Source organism: Streptomyces sp. GDS52, from assembly GCF_052246875.1.
Lineage (GTDB): Bacteria > Actinomycetota > Actinomycetes > Streptomycetales > Streptomycetaceae > Streptomyces > Streptomyces cathayae.
Genome location: NZ_CM125966.1, coordinates 1,736,042 through 1,757,356, shown reverse-complemented (window position 1 = coordinate 1,757,356; position 21,315 = coordinate 1,736,042). Strand labels below are relative to the sequence as shown.

Genomic DNA, 21,315 nt, shown 5'->3' with positions numbered 1-21,315 from the left:
CCCGCGCGGGGGCCCGCCGAAGGCTCCCGCGCGGCCTGGGGTGAGGTGGCCCGCACGGGGGTCGTCGTGAGGCCGTGCGGGGGTCGTGCGGGGGCCGTGCGGACGCCTGCGGGAGGGTCCGGTCGGGCGTCGGTTGCCCGGATTCGAGTGACACGCGTACGGGAGTGCATGTATGAGCCAATCCCCACATCTAGTGGTTGGATTGCACTCGCTACCCAGAAGTTGTGGTCCCCGGGTCTTGAGGCCCTCGGAGATCGCTTATGCTGGAGCAGCTTCGTGGGGCCGGACAGGCCTCGTGGGGCCATGGAGTCTGCCGTGAGGGAGGGTTGGGATTTCATGCACTGCCCCTTCTGCAGGCACTCCGACAGCCGGGTCGTCGACAGTCGTACGACCGACGACGGCACGTCGATCCGCAGGCGCCGCCAGTGCCCTGACTGCTCCCGTCGTTTCACGACCGTGGAGACGTGCTCGCTCATGGTGGTCAAGCGGTCCGGAGTCACCGAGCCGTTCAGCCGCACCAAGGTCATCAACGGTGTGCGCAAGGCGTGCCAGGGGCGTCCCGTCACCGAGGACGCGCTCGCGCAGCTCGGCCAGCGGGTCGAGGAAGCGGTGCGGGCCACCGGGAGCGCCGAGCTGACCACCCATGACGTGGGGCTGGCCATACTCGGTCCGCTGCAGGAACTCGACCTCGTCGCCTATCTGCGGTTCGCGTCCGTCTACCGGGCGTTCGAGTCGTTGGAGGACTTCGAGGCCGCGATCGCGGAACTCAGGCAGGTGGGGCACTCCGGCGCGGACGACGAAGACCGCGAAGGGGCTGTCGTGGGGGGCCAGGAAGACGGCAGCGGGTCCGGAGGGACTGTCCAGGTCCCGGAACCCGCTCCGGCCGCCGACTGACCGGCGGTCCCGCCCGGCCGACGGCCGGGTGCGGCCGGACGGCGGCGACGAGGAAATCTGTTGCGGGTGATGCCAGTGGGGCGCCCGCGGCGTCGGACAAATACCGTGCCACCGGAACATCGGGGCACTTCAGGGCGTTTTAGCCCGTACAGGGAGGCGGCATGACAGAGACGGCGAGCGGTCCGACACGGAGTTCCCGGGCCAAGAGCACCAAGGCCGGCAAGGGACTGCGGGTCGAGCGCATCCACACCACTCCCGGGGTCCACCCTTACGACGAGGTGGTCTGGGAGCGCCGTGACGTCGTCATGACCAACTGGCGCGACGGCTCGGTCAACTTCGAGCAGCGCGGCGTCGAGTTCCCCGAATTCTGGTCGGTGAACGCGGTCAACATCGTCACCAGCAAGTACTTCCGCGGTGCCGTGGGCACCCCGCAGCGCGAGACCGGCCTCAAGCAGCTGATCGACCGCATCGTGAAGACGTACCGGAAGGCGGGCGAGGACCACAAGTACTTCGCGTCGCCCGCCGACGCCGAGATCTTCGAGCACGAGCTGGCCTACGCCCTTCTGCACCAGATCTTCAGCTTCAACAGCCCTGTCTGGTTCAACGTCGGCACGCCCCAGCCGCAGCAGGTCTCCGCCTGCTTCATCCTGTCCGTCGACGACTCCATGGAGTCGATCCTCGACTGGTACAAGGAGGAGGGCATGATCTTCAAGGGCGGCTCCGGCGCCGGCCTGAACCTCTCCCGCATCCGCTCCTCCAAGGAGCTGCTGTCCTCCGGCGGCAACGCCTCGGGTCCGGTCTCCTTCATGCGCGGCGCCGACGCGTCCGCCGGCACCATCAAGTCCGGCGGTGCCACCCGCCGGGCCGCCAAGATGGTCGTCCTCGACGTGGACCACCCCGACATCGAGGGGTTCATCGAGACGAAGGTCAAGGAAGAGGAGAAGATCCGCGTCCTGCGTGACGCGGGCTTCGACATGGACCTGGGCGGCGACGACATCGCCTCCGTCCAGTACCAGAACGCCAACAACTCGGTCCGCGTGAACGACGAGTTCATGAACGCGGTCCAGCAGGGCGGCCAGTTCGGTCTCCGGGCCAGGATGACCGGCGAGGTCATCGAGGAGGTCGACGCCAAGACGCTCTTCCGCAAGATCGCCGAGGCCGCCTGGGCCTGCGCCGACCCGGGCATCCAGTACGACGACACGATCAACAACTGGCACACCTGCCCCGAGTCCGGCCGGATCACCGCGTCGAACCCGTGCAGCGAGTACATGCACCTGGACAACACGTCCTGCAACCTGGCCTCGCTGAACCTGATGAAGTTCCTCAAGGACGACGGCAAGGGCACCCAGTCCTTCGAGGCCGAGCGCTTCCAGAAGGTCGTCGAGCTGGTCATCACCGCGATGGACATCTCGATCTGCTTCGCGGACTTCCCGACCCAGAAGATCGGCGAGAACACGCGCGCGTTCCGCCAGCTCGGCATCGGCTACGCCAACCTCGGCGCCCTGCTGATGGCCACCGGTCACGCCTACGACTCGGACGGCGGCCGTGCCCTCGCGGGTGCGATCACCTCGCTGATGACCGGCACGGCCTACCGGCGTTCCGCGGAACTGGCCGCGGTGGTCGGCCCGTACGACGGCTACGCCCGTAACGCCGACGCCCACCAGCGCGTCATGAAGCAGCACTTCGACGCCAACGGCGCGGCCGTGCGCATGGACGACCTGGACAGCCCGGTGTGGGCCGCCGCCACCGAGGCATGGCAGGACGTGGTGCGCCTCGGGGACAAGAACGGCTTCCGCAACTCCCAGGCGTCCGTGCTCGCCCCGACCGGCACCATCGGCCTGGCGATGTCCTGCGACACCACCGGTGTCGAACCCGACCTCGCCCTGGTCAAGTTCAAGAAGCTCGTCGGCGGCGGTTCGATGCAGATCGTCAACGGCACCGTCCCGCAGGCCCTGCGCCGCCTGGGCTACCAGGAGGAGCAGATCGAGGCGATCGTCGCCCACATCTCCGACCACGGCAATGTGATCGACGCCCCCGGCCTCAAGCACGAGCACTACGAGGTGTTCGACTGCGCCATGGGCGAGCGCGCCATCTCCCCGATGGGCCATGTCCGCATGATGGCCGCGATCCAGCCCTGGATCTCCGGCGCGATCTCCAAGACGGTCAACATGCCGGAGACGGCGACCGTCGAAGAGGTCGAGGAGATCTACTTCGAGGCGTGGAAGCTGGGCGTCAAGGCGCTCGCCATCTACCGCGACAACTGCAAGGTGGGCCAGCCGCTCTCCGCGAAGACCAAGGAGAAGGAGAAGGCCGAGGTCACGGAGAAGGCCGAGGAGACGATCCGCGCCGCGGTCGAGAAGGTGGTCGAGTACCGCCCGGTCCGCAAGCGTCTCCCGAAGGGGCGTCCCGGCATCACCACCTCCTTCACCGTCGGGGGCGCCGAGGGCTACATGACGGCCAATTCCTACCCGGACGACGGGCTCGGCGAGGTGTTCCTGAAGATGTCCAAGCAGGGCTCGACCCTCGCGGGCATGATGGACGCCTTCTCCATCGCGGTGTCCGTCGGCCTCCAGTACGGCGTCCCGCTGGAGACGTACGTCTCGAAGTTCACCAACATGCGTTTCGAGCCGGCCGGCATGACGGACGACCCGGACGTGCGGATGGCGCAGTCCATCGTCGACTACATCTTCCGCAGGCTGGCACTGGACTTCCTGCCCTTCGAGACGCGCTCCGCGCTCGGCATCCACTCCGCCGAGGAGCGTCAGCGCCACCTCGAGACCGGCTCCTACGAGCAGTCCCTCGACGACGCCGATCTCGATCTCGACGTCGAGGGCCTGGCCCAGTCCGCGCCGCGAACCCAGGAGCTGAAGGCGGTCGCCACGCCGAAGGCCGAGACCGAGGCGGTCAAGCCGGCCCCGCAGCAGGCGCACACCAGCGCCGAGCTGGTCGAGATGCAGTTGGGCATCCAGGCCGACGCTCCGCTCTGCTTCTCCTGCGGCACGAAGATGCAGCGGGCCGGCTCCTGCTACATCTGCGAGGGCTGCGGCTCGACCAGCGGATGCAGCTGACACCGGGCCCGACACCGCCGGCACCGGTGCGTCCGTCCGGTGACTGAGCGGTGCGGAGTGCGGGAGCGGGGCACCGGCCCATGGGCCGGTGCCCCGCTCCGCTGTCTCTAGTCTCCGCCGCTTCCCCGATGGTTCCCGAGCCCGCGGGCGGCCGAGCCGCTGCGGGCGCGGGTCACGCCCGGCGGATCGTCCCCATCGCACGGGTGAACGTCACCGGGTCGTCGAGGAAGCCCTCGACGCCGGGGTGGAAGTCCCATGCGCCGCTGTCGTTCCGGGTGAACTCGGCGATGACGGCCGCCGTGGCTCCCGGGACACCGCCGAAGTCGTCCTCGGCCAGGACGGTGTACCCCTGGCGGATGCGCAGACCGGGGTGCGCCACGCCGGAGAAGGTCCGCCGCGCCTGGTGCTGCTGGATGACGACGCCGACCACCACGCGCGCGTACCGCGGGTCGAGTCGGTTCAGCTCCAGCGTCATGACCTCGTCGAAGCCGAAGCCCAAGCCGTCCCTGCTGTCCCGGTTCAGTGTGATGGTGCCGTCGGGGGAGCGGCTGTCGAAGTGCACCACATAGGAGGGATCGCCGTGTGGATCGCTTGCCGGGTAGGGCGCGGCGACGAGATCGAGATCGGTGGACGGTTGTCCCGTGGGACTCGGGTCCCACCTCAGCGCGATCTCGACCTTGTCGATGCCCTTGTTGACGCCGTTCACCCATGTCCCCTTTCCTGCGCGACCATCCTGCCCTTTCAGCCCAACTGCCGGATGGCTCCGGCAGGTTGTCCATCCTGTCATGTTCGGCCGGGTAAGTGAGGTGAAGCAGTCCGGACGAGGGTGACCGACGCCACGCTCCGCGGCCTTACGATGGCGCGGTGCTGGTCAAGTGGATTCGCTGCACCGTGGTGGACCGCCGGGGGTTCGAACGGGGACAGCGGAAGTGGGCGGGGCTTCTGGGGGAGCCGGGATTTCGCGGACAGGGCGGAGGATGGAGCCGGGCACGGCAGGATGTGGCGCACATCTTCTCCTTCTGGGAGAGCCGTGCCTTCTACGACTCGTTCATGGCGCGTTCCCACGATCGGCTCGCCTCGGCCCAGGCGGGCACCTTCAAGGACGCCCAGGTCCGGCTCTTCGACCACCGCTTCGACGTGAAGACGGGCTTCGAGCCGCGTTTCACGGACGTGGACCTGCTGAGAGTGGCGCTGTGCCGGGTCCACGAGGAGCGGGCGGAGCACTTCGTGCTGATGCACGAGAAGGTCTGGAACCCGGCGATGGCGGGCTCGCCCGGCATGGTCCGAGGCCTGTTCGGTGAGGCCCCCGGCAGCGAGTTCCTGGTGCTGTCGATGTGGTGGTCCGCGGCCGAGCACGGCAAGTACCGCACCGAGCGGGTGGAGCGTCTCGCCCTGAGGGCACAGACGGAGGCCGACATAGCGGCCCTGACGGGGGACGTCGTCGACATGGAGCCGGTCTGGACGGTCTGACGCCCACGCCCACGCGCACCGAGCGCGTCGCCCCGTATGTGGCATGTGTGAGTCATGCGGCTTGTGTGCCGCGTGGGGCGCGGATCGTGGGGCTGTCCGTGGGGCAGGAAATGTGTGACCTGTGCCGTACCGGGTGCGTACGGGTGCTCGGCCGGTCGTCACCCGTTCTAGGGTTTCGGCATGGCACGACCACGGCGCATCGTCCTTGTCCGGCACGGTGAATCAACGGGCAATGTTGACGACTCCGTTTATGAACGCGAACCCGATCACGCGCTGGCCCTGACCGAGCGGGGCCGGCGGCAGGCGGAGGAGACGGGTAAGCGGTTGCGCGACCTGTTCGGCCGCGAGCGCGTCAGCGTGTACGTGTCCCCCTACCGTCGCACGCACCAGACGCTGGACGCCTTCGGGCTCGACCCGGAGCTCATACGTGTGCGTGAGGAGCCGAGACTGCGCGAGCAGGACTGGGGAAACTGGCAGGACCAGAAGGACGTACGCCTGCAGAAGGAACGCCGGGACGCGTACGGCCACTTCTTCTTCCGCTTCGCCCAGGGGGAGTCCGGCGCCGACGTCTACGACCGGGTCGACGGCTTCCTGGAGAGCCTCTTCCGCAGCTTCGACGCCCCCGACCACCCGCCGAACGTCCTCATCGTGACGCACGGTCTGGCCATGCGGCTGTTCTGCATGCGGTGGTTCCACTGGACCGTGGCGGAGTTCGAATCCCTGTCGAACCCGGAGAACGCCGAGACGCGGATGCTCCTCCTGGGCGAGAACGGAAAGTACACGCTCGACCGGCCTTTCGAACGCTGGCGGGTGCCGGAACCGTACGGGATCACCGGATAGGGTGGCAGGGCGATGACCGCTGACCTCTCCTTCGCCGGGCGCCTGGACCGCGCCCTGGCCAGCCTGCGCGGACTGTCGGTGGGGGACGCGCTGGGCTCGCAGTTCTTCGTCCCGGGGAACTATCCGCTGCTCATGAGCCGTGAGCTGCCCCCGGGCCGCTGGCAGTGGACGGACGACACGGAGATGGCCTGCTCGGTCGTCGCCGTCCTGGCCGCTCACCGGCGGATCGATCAGGAGGCCCTCGCGCAGTCCTTCGCCGGGCGCCACGACTTCGACCGCGGCTACGGGCCCGCGGTCGGCCGGCTGCTGCGGCTGGTCCGTGAGGGCGGCGACTGGCGGGAGCTCGCCGCCGGGCTCTTCAACGGTCAGGGTTCCTGGGGCAACGGGGCGGCGATGCGCATCGCACCGCTGGGTGCCTGGTACGCGGACGATCCGGAGCAGGCCGTCCACCAGGCCGAGATCTCGGCCTACCCGACCCACCAGCACCGTGAGGCCGTGGTCGGCGCGATGGCCGTCGCCGCGGCAGCCGCGCTCGCCGCCGCCCCCGGGGGGACGCCCGCACCGGAAGCCCTCCTCGACGGGGTCGTCGCACTGGTGCCCAAGAGGAGCGCGGTCGGTGCGGGGCTGCGCAGGGCCCGGGACATGCTCGACTTCGGCGATGTGGCCACCGTCGCCGCCGTCCTCGGCTGCGGGCGGCGTACGACGGCCCACGACACCGTGCCCTTCGCGCTGTGGTCGGCCGCGCGGTCCCTGAGCGACTACGAGCAGGCGTTCTGGACGACGGTCCAGGCGGGCGGAGACATGGACACGACGTGCGCCATCGTGGGCGGGGTGGTCGCGGCGGGGAAGGCCGGGGTGCCGCCTTCCGGGTGGACCGAGCGGGTCGAGGCGTTGCCGGGCTGGACGTCCCACGCCCGGTGATTCACGCATGCGATTCCCCGCGTGCCGAGAGGCTCCCGAGCCGGGTCGTCGTGGACCGTGACGTCGTTCGGGGAACCTGGGTGTCGCGGGCCGTTCCGGGCGGCGTACGCTGAGGGCGCCATGCCGTACGAACCACCGACTCACACCGTCGAGCGCTCTCTGCGCGCCACCACCGGGGCGAAGATCGTCGCAGGTGTCGACGAGGTGGGGCGCGGCGCCTGGGCCGGTCCCGTCACCGTCTGCGCGGCGATCACCGGACTGCGTCGGCCCCCCGAAGGTCTCACCGACTCCAAGCTCCTCACCGTCAAGCGGCGCGCCGAACTCGACCGGACGCTGAGGAGTTGGGTGACGTCGTACGCCCTGGGACACGCGTCCCACGAGGAGATCGATCAGCTGGGGATGACGGCCGCGCTGCGGCTGGCGGCGGTACGCGCGCTCGAGGCGCTGCCGGTCCGGCCCGACGCGGTGATACTCGACGGCAAGCACGACTATCTCGGGGCGCCCTGGCGGGTCCGCACCGTGATCAAGGGTGATCAGTCGTGCGTGGCGGTCGCGGCGGCCTCGGTGATCGCCAAGGTGCACCGTGACAAAATGATGGCCGAACTGGGTGCCGACCATGCAGACTTCGGTTTTGCGGACAACGCCGGGTATCCGTCACCCGTGCACAGGGCCGCGCTGGAGGTCCGGGGACCCACTCCCTACCACCGGTTGTCGTGGGCGTATCTTGATGCGCTGCCCCAGTGGCGGCATCTCAAGAAGGTCCGCAGTCGGGCGGACGGAAGCGTTCCGGAGGTCGAGGGCCAGCTCGGCTTCGACTTCTGACGGTTCCGTTCGCACTCATGTGCCACCCGGCGTCGCGAGCCGTACCAATGTTTGATAAAAATCAGCCCATGCCTCTCATTCCCGAGGAGCCTCAGATTCACGAGAGTGCCCAGGGTCCCCGCGTCACTTCGGCCAGCAGCCGTACCGCGCCGACCCCCCGCCCCGTACCCGGTCCCCGCCCTGTGGCCCCGCCGCGTCCTGGTCGTCCCGGCCCGGCCCGGCCGGCGCCCCCGGCGCAACGCACGCCGCGTGAAGCCACTGCGGCGGCCAAACCCGTCCCTTCGAAGCAGGCTGTCCCGCAGCCGGCCGCCGCTGCCGCGGACGGCACTCAGATCCAGCTCATTCCGGCCTCGGTCCAGGGGGCGCTCGACGCCGCCGAGGAAGCCGTGGACCTGCTGCTGGACTCGGGCCGTGCCCCGGGCGACGTGCTGGTGATCACCACCGGCGAGCCGCATCCGTGGGCCACCCACGAGCTGTCCTTCGGCGAAGCGTCCTACTGGGCTCTGCACGACGCCGGTGACGACGTCTTCCACACGGACGTCGCCGGTGCGGAGCGTGCCGGGGCGCGGCCCGTCGTCGTGGTCGCCGTCAACGGCGGCTCCGAGGCGGTGACCGCGTCGGCCCTGTCCGCCGCCCACGCCAAAGCCACCGCTCTGCTGATCGTCTGCGGTGACCCGAAGCGGATCAACTCGGTGATGGACGCGGGCGTCTGAGCCTACGCCCTGGCGCCCGTCGGTACGGGCGCCAGGTCCCGGTTCCGGGGGCGCCGTCGGCCCTCAGCGTGCCGCCGCGCGGCGCAGGACCTCGGACGCGACACCGCCGGTGCGCGGTATTCGCGGTGGTGCCTCGGCCGTGGCGAACGGCTCGGGCGCCGAGTCGGCGGTGGGCCGGCGCCCACCGCGCCCCTCGCCGAGCACCTGCCAGCCGTCACGGGTCAGCGTGATGTACGCCCCGCAGCGCAGCCCGTGCAGCGTGCAGGCGTCCCGCAGCCCCCACATCCACGCGCCGTCCTCCTCCGTCCAACGCGCGTCGCCGTCACGGCAGTAGAGCAACACGGCGGTACGCACCGGGGTACGGCGCCGCAGATCGTGCGGGATGATCCGGCGCAACTGGGACAGCAGCGCGTTGCGGAACATCCAGCCGTCCGCCGCCGAGGCGGGACGGCGGGTGAACGAAGCGCTCGCCCGCAGTCGCTCGTCCGCGTCGAGCACGGCGACGACCGCGGTCGTCGGCCCGGGGCGATGCCGGGCGTGCAGACCGCTGACGACCTCACGCGGGTTGCGCAGCAGCGGAATTCCCGCGGCAGCCCACTCGGCGGGTTCGAGTACACGAGTGGCGGACGTCGACGGTGATGCGGCCGAGGACGAAGCGAATCCGAAGGTCACGGTCCTCCCTTCGGCTACGCCCGGACTGCGGGCGGGGGCGGATTTCGGGGAGCGCGCACGCAACAGAGCCCAACCTGATCGGCGGAAGAACCGTGCGGGTGCGGACCTCGATTCTTCCCGTCGAACCTGGATGCGGCAACGAGCAATCACGCGGGGAGACCGGTATCTCATGGTCGGCGGCTTATATCCCTGCCCGGTGCGCCGGGCGCGGTCCCCCGCGGGGCGTCAGCCCTGTACGGCCAGTACCAGGGGCAGCACCCCCTCGGCGCCGGCCCGCCGGAGCAGGCGTGCCGTGACCGCGAGGGTCCAGCCCGTCTCCGTGTGGTCGTCCACCAGAAGCACCGGTCCCCGGGCCTCGGCGAGGGCCGCGGCGAGAGGGGAGGGGACGGCCAGCGCCCCGTCGAGGGCCTTCAGGCGCTGCGCGCTGTTGCTCCGGGAGGCCGGCCGGGCCTCGTCCGTGTACTGCACGGAACCCAGCAGGGGCAGGCGTCCGACCTCCGCGATGTGCGCTCCCAGCGAGCGGATCAGGGCGGGACGGGTGCGGGAGGGGAGGGTGACCACACCGACCGGCCGGGGCTGGGCGTCCGGCGCCCCCGACGCCCAGCCGCCGGGCCCCTTGGCCCAGTCGGCCAGCACCTCCACCACGGCCTTCGCCACGTCGTCGGGCACGGGCCCGTCCGGGGCCTGGGGCGCGAACAGCGGACGCAGCCGGTTGCCCCAGCCGATGTCCGACAGGCGCCCCAACGCCCGGCCCTGAGCGCTCTGTTCCCCGGCCGGGATGCGTCCCTTGAGGTCCATGCCGATCGCCGGAAGCCCGGTGGGCCACATGCGCCGCGGTTCCACCTCCACCCCCGCCCGGCCGAGATCCACGCGGGCCGCCTCCAGTGCGGTGGGAGAGGCCTCGGGGAGGTAGCGCGCGCCCGCGCAGTTGTCGCAGCGGCCACAGGGTTTCGCGCCCGTGTCGTCCAACTGGCGCTGCAGGAACTCCATCCGGCAGTCCGCGGTCGTCGCGTACTCACGCATCGCCTGCTGTTCGGCCCCCCGCTGGCGGGCCACCCACGCGTACCGTTCGGCGTCGTACGTCCAGGGCTGACCGGTCGCGATCCAGCCGCCCTTGACCCGCCTGACCGCCCCGTCCACGTCGAGGACCTTGAGCATGGTCTCCAGCCGGGAGCGGCGCAGTTCGACCAGGGGTTCGAGGGCGGGCAGCGACATGGGCCGGTCCGCGTGGGCGAGGGCGTCGAGTGTGCGGCGCACCAGTTCCTCCGGGGGGAAGGCGAGGGACGCGAAGTACGTCCAGATCGCCTCGTCCTCCTTGCCCGGAAGGAGCAGGACTTCGGCGTGGCGCACTCCACGGCCGGCGCGGCCGACCTGCTGGTAGTAGGAGATGGGAGAGGACGGTGAGCCGAGGTGGACCACGAATCCCAGGTCCGGCTTGTCGAAACCCATACCGAGGGCGGAGGTGGCGACCAGGGCCTTCACCTTGTTGGCGAGCAGGTCCTCCTCCGCCTGTTGCCGCTCCGCGTTCTCCGTCTTGCCGGTGTACGAGGCGACGGTGTGGCCGCGCTGCCGCAGGAAGGCGGTCACCTCCTCGGAGGCCGCCACGGTGAGGGTGTAGACGATCCCGGAGCCCGGCAGTTCGTCGAGATGATCGGCGAGCCAGGCCATCCGGTGCGCGGCGTCCGGCAGGCGCAGCACACTCAGGCTCAGGCTCTCCCGGTCCAGCGGACCCCGCAGCACCAGGGCGTCCGAGGTGCCTCCCGTGCCGAGTTGCTCCGCGACGTCGGCGGTCACCCGGGCGTTGGCGGTGGCGGTGGTGGCCAGGACGGGCACGCCGGGTGGGAGGTCGGTGAGCATGGTGCGCAGCCTGCGGTAGTCGGGGCGGAAGTCGTGGCCCCAGTCGGAGATGCAGTGCGCCTCGTCCACCACGAGGAGTCCGGTCGCGGCGGAGAGTCTGGGCAGCACGTGATCACGGAAGTCGGGGTTGTTCAGCCGTTCGGGACTCACCAGCAGGACATCGACCGTGCCCGCGGCGATCTCGGTCTGGATGGTGTCCCACTCCTCGCTGTTGGAGGAGTTGATGGTGCGGGCGTGGACACCGGCTCTGGCCGCGGCCTCGACCTGGTTGCGCATCAGCGCCAGGAGGGGGGAGACGATCACGGTGGGGCCGCTGCCCCGGGCCCGCAGCAGGGACGTGGCCACGAAGTAGACCGCGGACTTGCCCCAGCCCGTGCGCTGGACGACCAGGGCCCGGCGCTTGTCGGCGACCAGCGCCTCGATCGCTCGCCACTGGTCCTCGCGCAGCCGGGCTTCTCCCGAGGCGTCCCCGACGAGCCGGGCGAGAACGGCGTCCGCCGCCGTCCGGAGATCCGTGTTGTTCGTGTGCTCCATGAGTCCCATACAACAGGACGGCAAGGACAGCCGGGCGGAGGTGTGGGGCGGCGAGAGGAGGGAGCTTATGTGGTAATCGGGCCGCCCTGGAAGCGAAAGTGCAGGTCATGTGGGGTGCATGACGTGTTCCCGGCGAAAGTTGTCCACAGGGCGAGCAGGCTTTCCCGATCCGCGAAATCTTCTTCTCATGACGAACCGCAGCGAAACGAACGAATCCCCCGAGAACGACGACATCGCCGGGCGGAAGCGGGACGAGTACGCCGGCCTTCCGGACCCCGAGGGGGTCGCCCGCCCCGCCGGGCTCCCACCGCAGAGGGCGCACGACGGTGAGCACACGCACCCACGACGTGCGAAGGACATCGCCTGCACCGCCTACGGCGACCACGGCGAGGCGCAGCAGGTCACGCTGCGGACCCCCGCCGAACTCGCCGACGCACTGCCCTACCTCCTCGGCTACCGGCCCGAGGACAGCATCGTCCTGGTCGCCCTGTACGACAAGGACGGACGGAGCCGGTTCGGCGGTCGCGCCCGGCTCGGCATCCCCGCGAACAGGGACGACTGGCCCGCGGCCGCCCGGCAACTGGCCCAGGGGCTGGTGACGGGCAGCGAGCGCCGGGGTGCCAAGCCCGAGCAGATGGTTGTCTTCCTCTGCCAGGAACCGGGCAGCCGGGAACCCGGAGTGCAGGCCCCCGGAGCGCAGGTCAAGGAGCGGTTGGGCCCGCTCGCTCATGCGCTGCGCGTGGAGTGCGGTGCCCTCGACGTTCCCGTGGTGGAGGCCCTGTGCCTGTCGGACGGCCGCTTCTGGTCGTACTGCTGTGACGACGAGGCGTGCTGTCCGCCGGAGGGGGTGCCGATGGGGCTGCCCGGCACCTCGGTGCTGGCCGCCGCCGCGACCTACGCCGGGCTTCAGGTCCGGGGCACACTGCGGGAGTTGAGGGCGAGGTTCCTCCCGCGGGAGAACGCCGCCGCCCTCGGACAGGAGGCCGCCCTGGACGCCGCCAGCAAGGCGCTGATCCCCAGGATCCTCGACGCGGCGGGCCGACGTCAGGTCGCCGAGCGGACGCTGGAACTGGCCGAGCAGATCATGGGCCGGCTCGCCGGCGTCCCGCCCGTGCCCGGCATGCTCCCGGCGGATTTGCGGGACGACGAACTGCTCCGGCACGACGAGGCGGCGACGCTGATCCTCGGTCTGCAGGACCGGACGACCCGGGACCGCGCGGCCGCGTGGATGGAGGGCGAGGAAGCAGGTCCCGCGCTCCGGCTGTGGCGGGCCCTGGCGCGCCGCTGTGTCGGTTCGTACGGCGAACACGCCGCGGCGCCCCTGACGCTCGCCGGCTGGGTCGCGTGGTCCACCGGCGACGAACTGGAGGCCAGGGAGGCGCTTGCCATGGCCCTGGGCGCCGACCCCGACTACCTCTTCGCCCGTCTGCTGCACCAGGCCTGCAACGAGGGCCTCGACCCGGAATCGATCCGCCGGTGCCTGCGGGCGGAACGCGAGAGCCACGGGAAGACGGACCACGGCGACCCGGCCGCCGCCGACCCGGCCACCGGGACCGGCGCGGGGGAGGGTACCGGGGCGCCGGGCGTACGGGAGCCGGAGAACCCGGAGAACCCGGAGAACCCGGAGAACCCGGAGAACCCGGAGAGCGGGGAGGGGGCCATGCCTTCCGGGGAGGCGGCGTCCGTACGGCGCGAGACGTTCCCGCGCCGCCGGCGGCGCACGCAGGCCTCCGGTACCGGTGGCGGGTCCCCGCGCCGGCCGAGTTCGGCCGGACACCGGCCGGGCGCGCGGATTCCGTATCTCCGTGATCCCCGTGATCCTCGTAATTCCCGTGATTCCCGTGATCTCCGCACCGCGATCGGTGGCACGCGTCCGGGTGGGGCGCGCCCCGGGTGCGAGGGGCCGGGAGCCACGCGTTCTCGTCGCACGGCCTCGCCGGAAGCGCGGCCCCGCGGCCGGGGGAGCGCGAGGGCGGAGTGACCGGGCTCGGTGACTGAGCGGGGGAGGGCGGTGCCGGCGGCGGACGGTGCGCCCTCCGAGCCCCGCCGCACAGGTGGGCGGGTGAGCCGGCTCGTCAGCGAGGCGAGGAGGCGGAGAGGTGACGTGTCAGCGAAGGGAGTGTTTATCGTCAGGGAGACGACTATGATCGCCGCATGTCCTACGACCCGTCAGCCTTTCCGCCCTTCGCCGTCACCGTGGACCTGGTCGTGCTGACCGTGCGCCGCCATGCCCTGTGCGCGCTGGCGGTCCGCAGGGGCGAACCGCCGTTCCAGGGGCGGTGGGCGCTGCCCGGCGGATTCGTACGGGCCGACGAGGACCTGTCCCAGGCCGCGGCGCGCGAACTGGCGGAGGAGACCGGGCTGCGGGTGCACGACCCCGCAGCCCCCGCCCAGGCCGACGGCGCGCATCTGGAACAGCTCGCCACCTACGGCGACCCCAAGCGCGACCCCCGGATGCGTGTCGTCAGCGTCGCGCACCTCGCACTCGCTCCCGACCTGCCCGCACCCAGGGCGGGCGGCGACGCCAGCAACGCACGGTGGGCCCAGGTCGATGAACTGCTGCAACAGGCGGGGTACGGCAGAGGCGACGAACCGGTGGTGCCCCTCGCCTTCGACCACGCCCGGATCCTGGCGGACGGGGTGGAGCGCGCCCGCTCCAAGATCGAGTACTCGTCGCTGGCCACGGCCTTCTGCCCGCCCGAGTTCACCGTCGGTGAGCTGCGCCGCGTCTACGAGGCCGTGTGGGGGGTGGCACTGGACCCGCGCAACTTCCACCGCAAAGTGACGGGAACGCCCGGCTTTCTGGTTCCGACGGGCGGCACGACCACCCGGCAGGGCGGTCGCCCCGCTCAGCTCTTCCGGGCCGGCGGAGCCACCTTGCTCAACCCGCCGATGCTGCGCCCCGAAGTGTGACGCAGGGGGCGCACCGGGCATCCCGCACGGCTGGCTCCCCGTTCCCGGTAAGCCTGGTGATGCCCGGAAAACCCGATATGGCGCGCTATCTTGCTTCGGGTGATCCAGGCCTTCGGACTGACCAGCAACCCTCGCAAAGAGCTTCCGCCCGCCGTCGACGACGTCTCCTTCGAGGCACACGCAGGCCACGTCACCGCGCTGCTCGGAGCACCGGGCGCAGGCAAGACGACGGTGCTCAGACTCATGCTCGAACTCCAACCGGGCCGTGGAGTCACCTGCTTCAGGGGCCGTCCCCTGCACCGCATCGGGCACCCTTTCCGTGAAGTCGGCGTGCTGCTGGGCGAAGTGCCGGGTCACCCCGCACGTACCGTCCGCGGACACCTGCGCATGCTGTGCGCCGCCGTGGGAGTCCCGGTCCGCCGGGCCGACGAAGTCCTGGAAGCCGTCGGGCTGGTGAGTCTGCGCGAGGAACGCCTCGGCACGCTCTCGCGCGGTATGGACCGACGCCTCGGGCTGGCCTGCGCGCTGCTGGCGGACCCGCACACCCTCGTGCTCGACGAACCCGCCCGCGGACTCTCCACCGGCGAGAACCGCTGGCTCCACAACACGCTCCGGGCTTACGCGGCCCGGGGCGGCACCGTCCTGAGCACGACGGCCGACCCCAAGGAGGCGGCGCGCGTCGCGGACCGGGTGGTCACCCTCGAGCAGGGCCGGATCGTGGCCGACCAGCAGGCCGCGGACTTCTCGCGCACCCGGCTTCGCCCCCGCGTCGCCGTCCGCACGCCGCACGCCGCCCGTCTGTCCGCGCTGCTCGCCAAGGAGGCCCGTACCGACCGGCGTTCCGTGGAGGTGGCTCAGGAGGGCGGCAACCGCATCTCCGTCTACGGCAGTACCTGCGCCGACGTGGGTGAGATCGCGTTCCGGAACGGCGTCGTCGTACACCAACTCGCTGACGAGGTAGGGGACATGGGACCCGGCGCGGGCACGCCGCACACCGAGCAGCCGTCGGCCCTCTCGGGTGGGCCATCCTCCGCCGCCACGCCACCGCCTGCCGCCACGCCACCGCCTGCCGCCACGCCGACTCTTGCTGACACTCCACCCCCCGTCGCCGCGCCGTCCCCTGCCGGTGAGACGCACCCCGCCGTCGGACCGTCCTCCGGCCCGCTGCCCTCCGCCGCCAAGGACCCGGCCGGGCCCCGTGCCGGTGGCGGAGACCGTCTCCGGGAGTCCTCGGTCGGTCTGCCGCCTTCCATCGCGGTCCGTCCCGCTCCCCGCCCCCTCCGTCCGGTGCGTTACGAGATCCGTCGGGTCACCGGCGTCGGTACCGGGTTCCTCGTCGGCGCCGTCGTGCTCGCGGTGTCCATGCTCACCGCGGTACTGCTGGCCCGCACCGGGCACACCCCGCAGCCGCGGCTGCTCGCGGCGTGGCCCAGGGAGTTGCCCCTGCCGCCCGCGGCCTTCGGGGCGGGACTGCTCGGCGCGCTGGCCTCCGGCGACGAGTTCCGCCACCCCGCTCTGGCGGCGGACCGGGGCAGCGTGCCCCGGCGCCTGGGGCTGCTGGGCGCGAAACTCCTCGTCGCCTCGGCCACCGCGCTGGTGCTGGCCGTGCTGACGATCGGGTGCGACGCCGAAGTGCTCTATCTCGTGTACGGCCGGGAACTCGTCGAAGTCCCCGGCGACTGGTTCCCGCTCGGGGTGAGTTGGCTCGGACTTGCGATCGGGTGCGCCTGGACCGGGGTGCTGGCGGCGGGGATCTTCCGGTCCACCACCGCCGGGCTCGCCGTGGTCGTCGCCGTCCCCCTCCTCGTCGTGCCCCTGCTGCGGAAGGCGGTCAGCGGGCCGTCGGCGCGGAGCGCGGCGGGGTTGCCGCTGCGGCTGCGTGAAATGTTCCCGCTCCAGTGGCCCTTCGGGGGTGAGCGTCATCTGGAGGGCGCGTTGCGGATGTTCGCCCAGCCTGTGGGCGGCGCCCTGGCGTTGTCACTGGGGGTGTTGCTTTGCCTGTATCTGTTCACATCCTTGCGGAACAGGGCCCGTTGACGACCGACCGTGACTCGATCGATCCGCCCGTGCCGACAACTCCCCGGAGGGAGCCCACTTCTTTCCGATAAGGCGTCAATTGCGACGGGGTGAGCGATCACCCTTTCGTGTGCTTTTCACCAAACTCCTCAAGGGAGTTGGGAGCCGCGCCGACAAAAGATGCGTGAGTACCCTTGCGCACACCATGATGACCACCGCCCGCTCCGCAGACTCCGGCCTCGCGAACCCGGGCGAAATCGACCGCTACCCCTATGCCGACACACCCGTCGGCGGCCGCGCCGGGGCCCCTGTCTGGGACACCGACCCCGAACTGGGCCGCGCGGGCCGCCGCACCGCGGGCAGCCGTGGGCGCGGGCTGCACGGTCAACTCGTCCAGCAGCTGGGTCAGATGATCGTTTCGGGCGATCTGGGAGCCGACCGCCCCCTGGTTCCCGAGGAGATCGGCCAGCGCTTCGAGGTCTCCCGCACGGTCGTCCGTGAATCGCTCCGTGTCCTGGAGGCCAAGGGGCTGGTCAGTGCCCGCCCGAACGTCGGTACGCGCGTGCGCCCGGTCAGCGACTGGAACCTCCTCGACGCGGACATCATCGAGTGGCGGGCCTTCGGGCCTCAGCGGGACGACCAGCGCCGTGAGCTCTGCGAGCTGCGCTGGACGATCGAGCCGCTGGCCGCCCGTCTCGCCGCCGGGCACGGACGTGAGGACGTTCAGCAGCGTCTGTCCGACATGGTGGAGATCATGGGCCACGCGATGGGGCAGGGGGACGCGCTGACCTTCGCCCGGGCCGACTGCGAGTTCCATTCGCTGCTCATCCAGGTCGCCGGCAACCGCATGCTGGAGCACCTCTCCGGGATCGTGTCCGCCGCGCTGCAGGTCTCGGGTGGGCCGGCCACGGGCTGTGAGCGGCCCAACGAGACGTCGCTCGCGCACCACGGCCAGATCGTCGAGGCCCTCGCCGGCGGTGACGGCGAGGCGGCCGAGGCCGCCATGAGCCAGCTGCTGATGGTCCACCCCGTGGTGCCGGCTCCGCGCGAGCACTGAAACCCCGCGCACCGAACACCCCCGCGCGTCCTTCGCGCGAGCACCGACCGTGTTCCGGAGGCGGCCGGGTCCGGCGTGCCACCCCCCTCCTGTGGCAGCGTCCGACCGGAGAGCCGCCTCCTGCAGGACCCCGCGGGATCACCTTTGGTCCCGCGGGGTCCTACAGTGGTGAAGGGGCCGTAAGGTTCGGCACCGTGTCGCTGTCACCCCTGAGTGACCGTTTCTGTCCCGGTCTGATCGATTCTGGGCACTTACGGGGTGTGACTCGGGCCACGCGGATTGGGCGTAACACTCCTGGAAAGAACGCGATGACCTAAGAGGTGGCAGTCGCAGAGGGAATACGGACGCCGTTCACGGCGCTGTGCACCTCCCCGGCCCCCGCCCGCACCGTCGGCCCATCCCCAAGTCGGCGGTCGGCTCCTGTCCGTCGTGGACGGGGCCGGAAGCCGTTATTCAACGTTCCGAGAGGTTGTTCGTGTCGGCCAGCACATCCCGTACGCTCCCGCCGGAGATCGCCGAATCCGTCTCTGTCATGGCGCTCATCGAGCGGGGAAAGGCTGAGGGGCAGATCGCCGGCGATGACGTGCGTCGGGCCTTCGAAGCTGACCAGATTCCGGCCACTCAGTGGAAGAACGTACTGCGCAGCCTCAACCAGATCCTCGAGGAAGAGGGTGTGACGCTGATGGTCAGTGCCGCGGAGCCCAAGCGCACCCGAAAGAGCGTCGCAGCGAAGAGTCCCGCCAAGCGCACCGCCACCAAGACGGTCGCGGCGAAGGCGGCGACCACCCGGAAGACCAGCGCCTCAGCCACACCTGCCGCACCCGCCGCCGACGCCGCCGCCGAGGAGGGGGCGCCCGCCAAGAAGGCGGCTGCCAAGAAGACCACCGCGAAGAAGACGGCCGCCAAGAAGACCACCGCGAAGAAGACGGCCGCGAAGAAGACCACGGCCAAGAAGGACGACATCGAGGCGACGGACGAAGAGACCGTCGAGGAGACCAAGGCGACGGAGGAGCCGGAGGGCACGGAGAACGCCGGTTTCGTCCTGTCCGACGAGGACGAGGACGACGCGCCCGCCCAGCAGGTCGCCGCCGCCGGTGCCACCGCCGACCCGGTCAAGGACTACCTCAAGCAGATCGGCAAGGTGCCCCTGCTCAACGCCGAGCAGGAGGTCGAACTCGCCAAGCGGATCGAAGCCGGTCTGTTCGCCGAGGACAAGCTGGCCAACTCCGACAAGCTGGCGCCGAAGCTCAAGCGCGAGCTGGAGATCATCGCCGAGGACGGGCGCCGTGCCAAGAACCACCTCCTGGAGGCCAACCTCCGTCTGGTGGTCTCCCTGGCCAAGCGCTACACCGGTCGCGGCATGCTCTTCCTGGACCTCATCCAGGAGGGCAACCTCGGTCTGATCCGCGCGGTGGAGAAGTTCGACTACACCAAGGGCTACAAGTTCTCCACCTACGCCACCTGGTGGATCCGTCAGGCGATCACCCGCGCGATGGCCGACCAGGCCCGCACCATCCGTATCCCGGTGCACATGGTCGAGGTCATCAACAAGCTCGCGCGCGTGCAGCGCCAGATGCTCCAGGACCTGGGCCGTGAGCCCACCCCGGAGGAGCTGGCCAAGGAACTCGACATGACCCCGGAGAAGGTCATCGAGGTCCAGAAGTACGGCCGCGAGCCCATCTCCCTGCACACCCCGCTGGGCGAGGACGGCGACAGCGAGTTCGGCGACCTCATCGAGGACTCCGAGGCGGTCGTCCCGGCCGACGCGGTCAGCTTCACGCTTCTGCAGGAGCAGCTGCACTCCGTCCTGGACACCCTGTCCGAGCGCGAGGCGGGCGTCGTCTCCATGCGTTTCGGTCTCACCGACGGTCAGCCGAAGACCCTCGACGAGATCGGCAAGGTGTACGGCGTCACGCGCGAGCGCATCCGCCAGATCGAGTCCAAGACCATGTCGAAGCTGCGCCATCCGTCCCGTTCCCAGGTGCTGCGCGACTACCTCGACTAGGCCGCCCGTACGGCCGCCGCGCCGCGGCGGGCAGCCGTACGAGGCCGTTCCCGCCAGGCGTCGAGCCACGTGTCCTCTGAGGCCCGGTCCCGTTCTCGGGACCGGGCCTCAGAGGTGTTCCGCGGGTGCGTGGTGCGACGAGGTGGATCACTCTGGGTGTCCCATCAACGCCCCAGTGTGAGGAGTGCGCATGCGTCGTCGCCTAGCCCGGATTCTGGTCCGGCCACTGGCCCTCGCCGCCGCAGCGACCGCGATACCGCTGGCAGCGGCCGCTCCGGCGGCTCCAGCGGCCCTCGGCGGTGTCGTCGTCGGAGGATTCCCGATCGATGTGTCCGAGAGCCCGTGGACGGTGGCACTGGCCAGTCGTGACCGGTTCGGAGGTACCCGGGCGGGGCAGTTCTGCGGCGGTGTGGCCGTCGGCCGGACCACCGTGCTCACCGCTGCCCACTGCATGGGCAAGGAGACCCTGGGGGCCGCGCCGGACCGGGTGCCCGACCTCAGGGTGATATCGGGCCGTACGGAGTTGCTCTCGGACCGGGGCGAGGAGATAGCCGTCCGGAAGGCCTGGGTGAACCCGGACTACGACCCGGCCAGCAACTCCGGCGACTTCGCCGTACTCACCCTGGCCGCGGCGCTGCCCTCGGAGGCGGTCATCGGCATGGCCGCCGCGGGTGATCCCGGGTACCGGGTCGGCTCGGCCGCGACCGTCTACGGCTGGGGCGACACCACGGGTGCCGGTTCCTTCGCGGGCAGCCTGCACGCGGCACATGTGCGCGTCCTGCGCGACACCCTGTGCGAGGCCGCGTACCCGGGGGGTGACGAAGGCGAGTATCGCGCGGGGACCATGCTGTGCGCCGGTGAGGAGGCCGGCGGGCCGGACGCCTGCCAGGGGGACAGTGGTGGGCCGCTGGTGGCCCGGGGGCGGCTGATCGGCCTGGTGTCCTGGGGGAGCGGCTGCGGCTGGGAGAGCAGTCCGGGGGTCTACACGCGTGTGTCAGAGGTGGTGCGGACCCTCGACCGGACATCCGCATGATGGTCGTGAACATGACAATCACGGAAGGGCGCCTCAAGGCGCCCGGGAGGCCCTGAGGCAGGCCTCGGAACTCGCGGGGAGCGGTCCTCGGGCGCTTGCCGGGTGCTCCTCGCGGTGTTTCTCGTGATATTCCTCGCGCACAGGGAGGGCGGCCGCTTCGGCTTCGGGGCGGTCGCCCTCCCTGTCGGCCCGTGAGGGACCGGCCCGTCGTGGTGCGCGAGGTGTCAGCGCTCTTCCTCGGCGGAACTCGCCGAGGGCGAGGTCAGCCGCTCCGTCTCGTCCTGTATCTCGGCGGCGATCTTCTTGAGTTCCGGCTCGAACTTGCGGCCGTGGTGGGCGCAGAAGAGCAGTTCTCCGCCGCTCAGCAGGACGACGCGCAGGTATGCCTGGGCGCCGCAGCGGTCGCAGCGATCGGCGGCCGTCAGCGGGCTCGCGGGGGTCAGAACAGTAGTCACGTCGCCTCTTCTCTAGCTCGACGAGCTGTCGTACCAGGGTCAACA

17 protein-coding genes are annotated in these 21,315 nt (G+C 70.8%); 13 read left to right on the top strand and 4 right to left on the bottom strand.

The window, feature by feature from the left end:
• Positions 1–336 precede the first annotated feature (336 nt).
• Both nrdR and ACTWJ9_RS07910 read left to right on the top strand, forming a co-directional pair.
• Entirely contained in the window at positions 337–894 is a 558-nt protein-coding gene (gene nrdR / locus ACTWJ9_RS07915; protein WP_279333435.1) for a transcriptional regulator NrdR, read from the top strand.
• Between the two features lie 161 nt (positions 895–1,055).
• Positions 1,056–3,962 carry a vitamin B12-dependent ribonucleotide reductase gene (locus tag ACTWJ9_RS07910; protein WP_388702302.1) on the top strand — a complete coding sequence of 969 codons (2,907 nt, stop codon included), beginning with the start codon at positions 1,056–1,058 and terminating at the stop codon, positions 3,960–3,962.
• A 172-nt stretch (positions 3,963–4,134) separates the two neighbouring features.
• On the opposite strand, the gene ACTWJ9_RS07905 is transcribed toward ACTWJ9_RS07910, so the two are convergent.
• A complete protein-coding gene (locus ACTWJ9_RS07905; RefSeq protein ID WP_387036381.1) occupies positions 4,135–4,668 on the bottom strand; it encodes a TerD family protein in 534 nt (177 codons plus the stop codon).
• Positions 4,669–4,826: 158 nt separating this feature from the next.
• On the opposite strand from ACTWJ9_RS07905, the gene ACTWJ9_RS07900 reads away from it, so the two are divergent.
• From ACTWJ9_RS07900 to ACTWJ9_RS07880, 5 genes are all read left to right on the top strand, one after another.
• A complete protein-coding gene (locus tag ACTWJ9_RS07900) occupies positions 4,827–5,432 on the top strand; it encodes a YdbC family protein (protein WP_279333432.1) in 606 nt (201 codons plus the stop codon).
• 180 nt (positions 5,433–5,612) lie between these two features.
• Positions 5,613–6,272, top strand: a complete 660-nt coding sequence (locus ACTWJ9_RS07895) for a histidine phosphatase family protein (RefSeq protein ID WP_279333431.1) — start codon at positions 5,613–5,615, stop codon at positions 6,270–6,272.
• 12 nt (positions 6,273–6,284) lie between these two features.
• Positions 6,285–7,193, top strand: coding sequence for an ADP-ribosylglycohydrolase family protein (locus tag ACTWJ9_RS07890; RefSeq protein ID WP_279333430.1), 909 nt, complete (start codon positions 6,285–6,287; stop codon positions 7,191–7,193).
• Positions 7,194–7,313: 120 nt separating this feature from the next.
• A complete protein-coding gene (locus tag ACTWJ9_RS07885; RefSeq protein WP_279333429.1) occupies positions 7,314–8,015 on the top strand; it encodes a ribonuclease HII in 702 nt (233 codons plus the stop codon).
• 68 nt (positions 8,016–8,083) lie between these two features.
• The gene (locus ACTWJ9_RS07880) at positions 8,084–8,728 is read left to right on the top strand and encodes a hypothetical protein (protein WP_279333428.1); all 645 of its coding nucleotides are present in this window, start codon (positions 8,084–8,086) and stop codon (positions 8,726–8,728) included.
• A 63-nt stretch (positions 8,729–8,791) separates the two neighbouring features.
• Here ACTWJ9_RS07880 and ACTWJ9_RS07875 read toward each other — a convergent pair whose 3' ends face one another.
• Together ACTWJ9_RS07875 and ACTWJ9_RS07870 are read right to left on the bottom strand one after the other, a co-directional pair.
• Positions 8,792–9,400 carry a hypothetical protein gene (locus ACTWJ9_RS07875; protein WP_279333427.1) on the bottom strand — a complete coding sequence of 203 codons (609 nt, stop codon included), beginning with the start codon at positions 9,398–9,400 and terminating at the stop codon, positions 8,792–8,794.
• A gap of 225 nt (positions 9,401–9,625) precedes the next feature.
• The gene (locus ACTWJ9_RS07870; RefSeq protein WP_443295500.1) at positions 9,626–11,791 is read right to left on the bottom strand and encodes a RecQ family ATP-dependent DNA helicase; all 2,166 of its coding nucleotides are present in this window, start codon (positions 11,789–11,791) and stop codon (positions 9,626–9,628) included.
• A 187-nt stretch (positions 11,792–11,978) separates the two neighbouring features.
• Between ACTWJ9_RS07870 and ACTWJ9_RS07865 the strand changes: the two genes are divergently transcribed.
• The 6 genes from ACTWJ9_RS07865 (at position 11,979) to ACTWJ9_RS07840 (ending at position 20,815) form a co-directional block, all read left to right on the top strand.
• Positions 11,979–13,772 (top strand): DUF4192 domain-containing protein, encoded by a 1,794-nt coding sequence (locus tag ACTWJ9_RS07865; RefSeq protein ID WP_443295499.1) that lies wholly within the window; start codon positions 11,979–11,981, stop codon positions 13,770–13,772.
• A 173-nt stretch (positions 13,773–13,945) separates the two neighbouring features.
• Positions 13,946–14,704 carry an NUDIX hydrolase gene (locus tag ACTWJ9_RS07860; protein ID WP_279333424.1) on the top strand — a complete coding sequence of 253 codons (759 nt, stop codon included), beginning with the start codon at positions 13,946–13,948 and terminating at the stop codon, positions 14,702–14,704.
• Positions 14,705–14,803: 99 nt separating this feature from the next.
• Positions 14,804–16,741 (top strand): ABC transporter ATP-binding protein, encoded by a 1,938-nt coding sequence (locus ACTWJ9_RS07855; protein WP_443295498.1) that lies wholly within the window; start codon positions 14,804–14,806, stop codon positions 16,739–16,741.
• Positions 16,742–16,904: 163 nt separating this feature from the next.
• Complete coding sequence (locus ACTWJ9_RS07850; protein WP_279333422.1) at positions 16,905–17,777, top strand: FadR/GntR family transcriptional regulator; 873 nt, start codon at positions 16,905–16,907, stop codon at positions 17,775–17,777.
• A 475-nt stretch (positions 17,778–18,252) separates the two neighbouring features.
• The gene (locus tag ACTWJ9_RS07845) at positions 18,253–19,782 is read left to right on the top strand and encodes an RNA polymerase sigma factor (RefSeq protein WP_388702299.1); all 1,530 of its coding nucleotides are present in this window, start codon (positions 18,253–18,255) and stop codon (positions 19,780–19,782) included.
• 190 nt (positions 19,783–19,972) lie between these two features.
• Complete coding sequence (locus ACTWJ9_RS07840) at positions 19,973–20,815, top strand: S1 family peptidase (protein ID WP_443295497.1); 843 nt, start codon at positions 19,973–19,975, stop codon at positions 20,813–20,815.
• Positions 20,816–21,039: 224 nt separating this feature from the next.
• Here ACTWJ9_RS07840 and ACTWJ9_RS07835 read toward each other — a convergent pair whose 3' ends face one another.
• Positions 21,040–21,270 (bottom strand): DUF7455 domain-containing protein, encoded by a 231-nt coding sequence (locus tag ACTWJ9_RS07835; protein ID WP_279333419.1) that lies wholly within the window; start codon positions 21,268–21,270, stop codon positions 21,040–21,042.
• Between the last annotated feature and the right edge of the window lie 45 nt (positions 21,271–21,315).

What these genes read in the sequence shown, in the direction of transcription:
- nrdR (WP_279333435.1), top strand. Translation starts at nt 337, where the DNA reads ATGCACTGCCCCTTCTGCAGGCACTCCGACAGCCGGGTCGTCGACAGT.
- ACTWJ9_RS07910 (WP_388702302.1), top strand. Translation starts at nt 1,056, where the DNA reads ATGACAGAGACGGCGAGCGGTCCGACACGGAGTTCCCGGGCCAAGAGC.
- ACTWJ9_RS07895 (WP_279333431.1), top strand. Translation starts at nt 5,613, where the DNA reads ATGGCACGACCACGGCGCATCGTCCTTGTCCGGCACGGTGAATCAACG.
- ACTWJ9_RS07890 (WP_279333430.1), top strand. Translation starts at nt 6,285, where the DNA reads ATGACCGCTGACCTCTCCTTCGCCGGGCGCCTGGACCGCGCCCTGGCC.
- ACTWJ9_RS07885 (WP_279333429.1), top strand. Translation starts at nt 7,314, where the DNA reads ATGCCGTACGAACCACCGACTCACACCGTCGAGCGCTCTCTGCGCGCC.
- ACTWJ9_RS07880 (WP_279333428.1), top strand. Translation starts at nt 8,084, where the DNA reads ATGCCTCTCATTCCCGAGGAGCCTCAGATTCACGAGAGTGCCCAGGGT.
- ACTWJ9_RS07870 (WP_443295500.1), bottom strand. Translation starts at nt 11,791, where the DNA reads ATGGAGCACACGAACAACACGGATCTCCGGACGGCGGCGGACGCCGTT.
- ACTWJ9_RS07865 (WP_443295499.1), top strand. Translation starts at nt 11,979, where the DNA reads ATGACGAACCGCAGCGAAACGAACGAATCCCCCGAGAACGACGACATC.
- ACTWJ9_RS07860 (WP_279333424.1), top strand. Translation starts at nt 13,946, where the DNA reads ATGTCCTACGACCCGTCAGCCTTTCCGCCCTTCGCCGTCACCGTGGAC.
- ACTWJ9_RS07840 (WP_443295497.1), top strand. Translation starts at nt 19,973, where the DNA reads ATGCGTCGTCGCCTAGCCCGGATTCTGGTCCGGCCACTGGCCCTCGCC.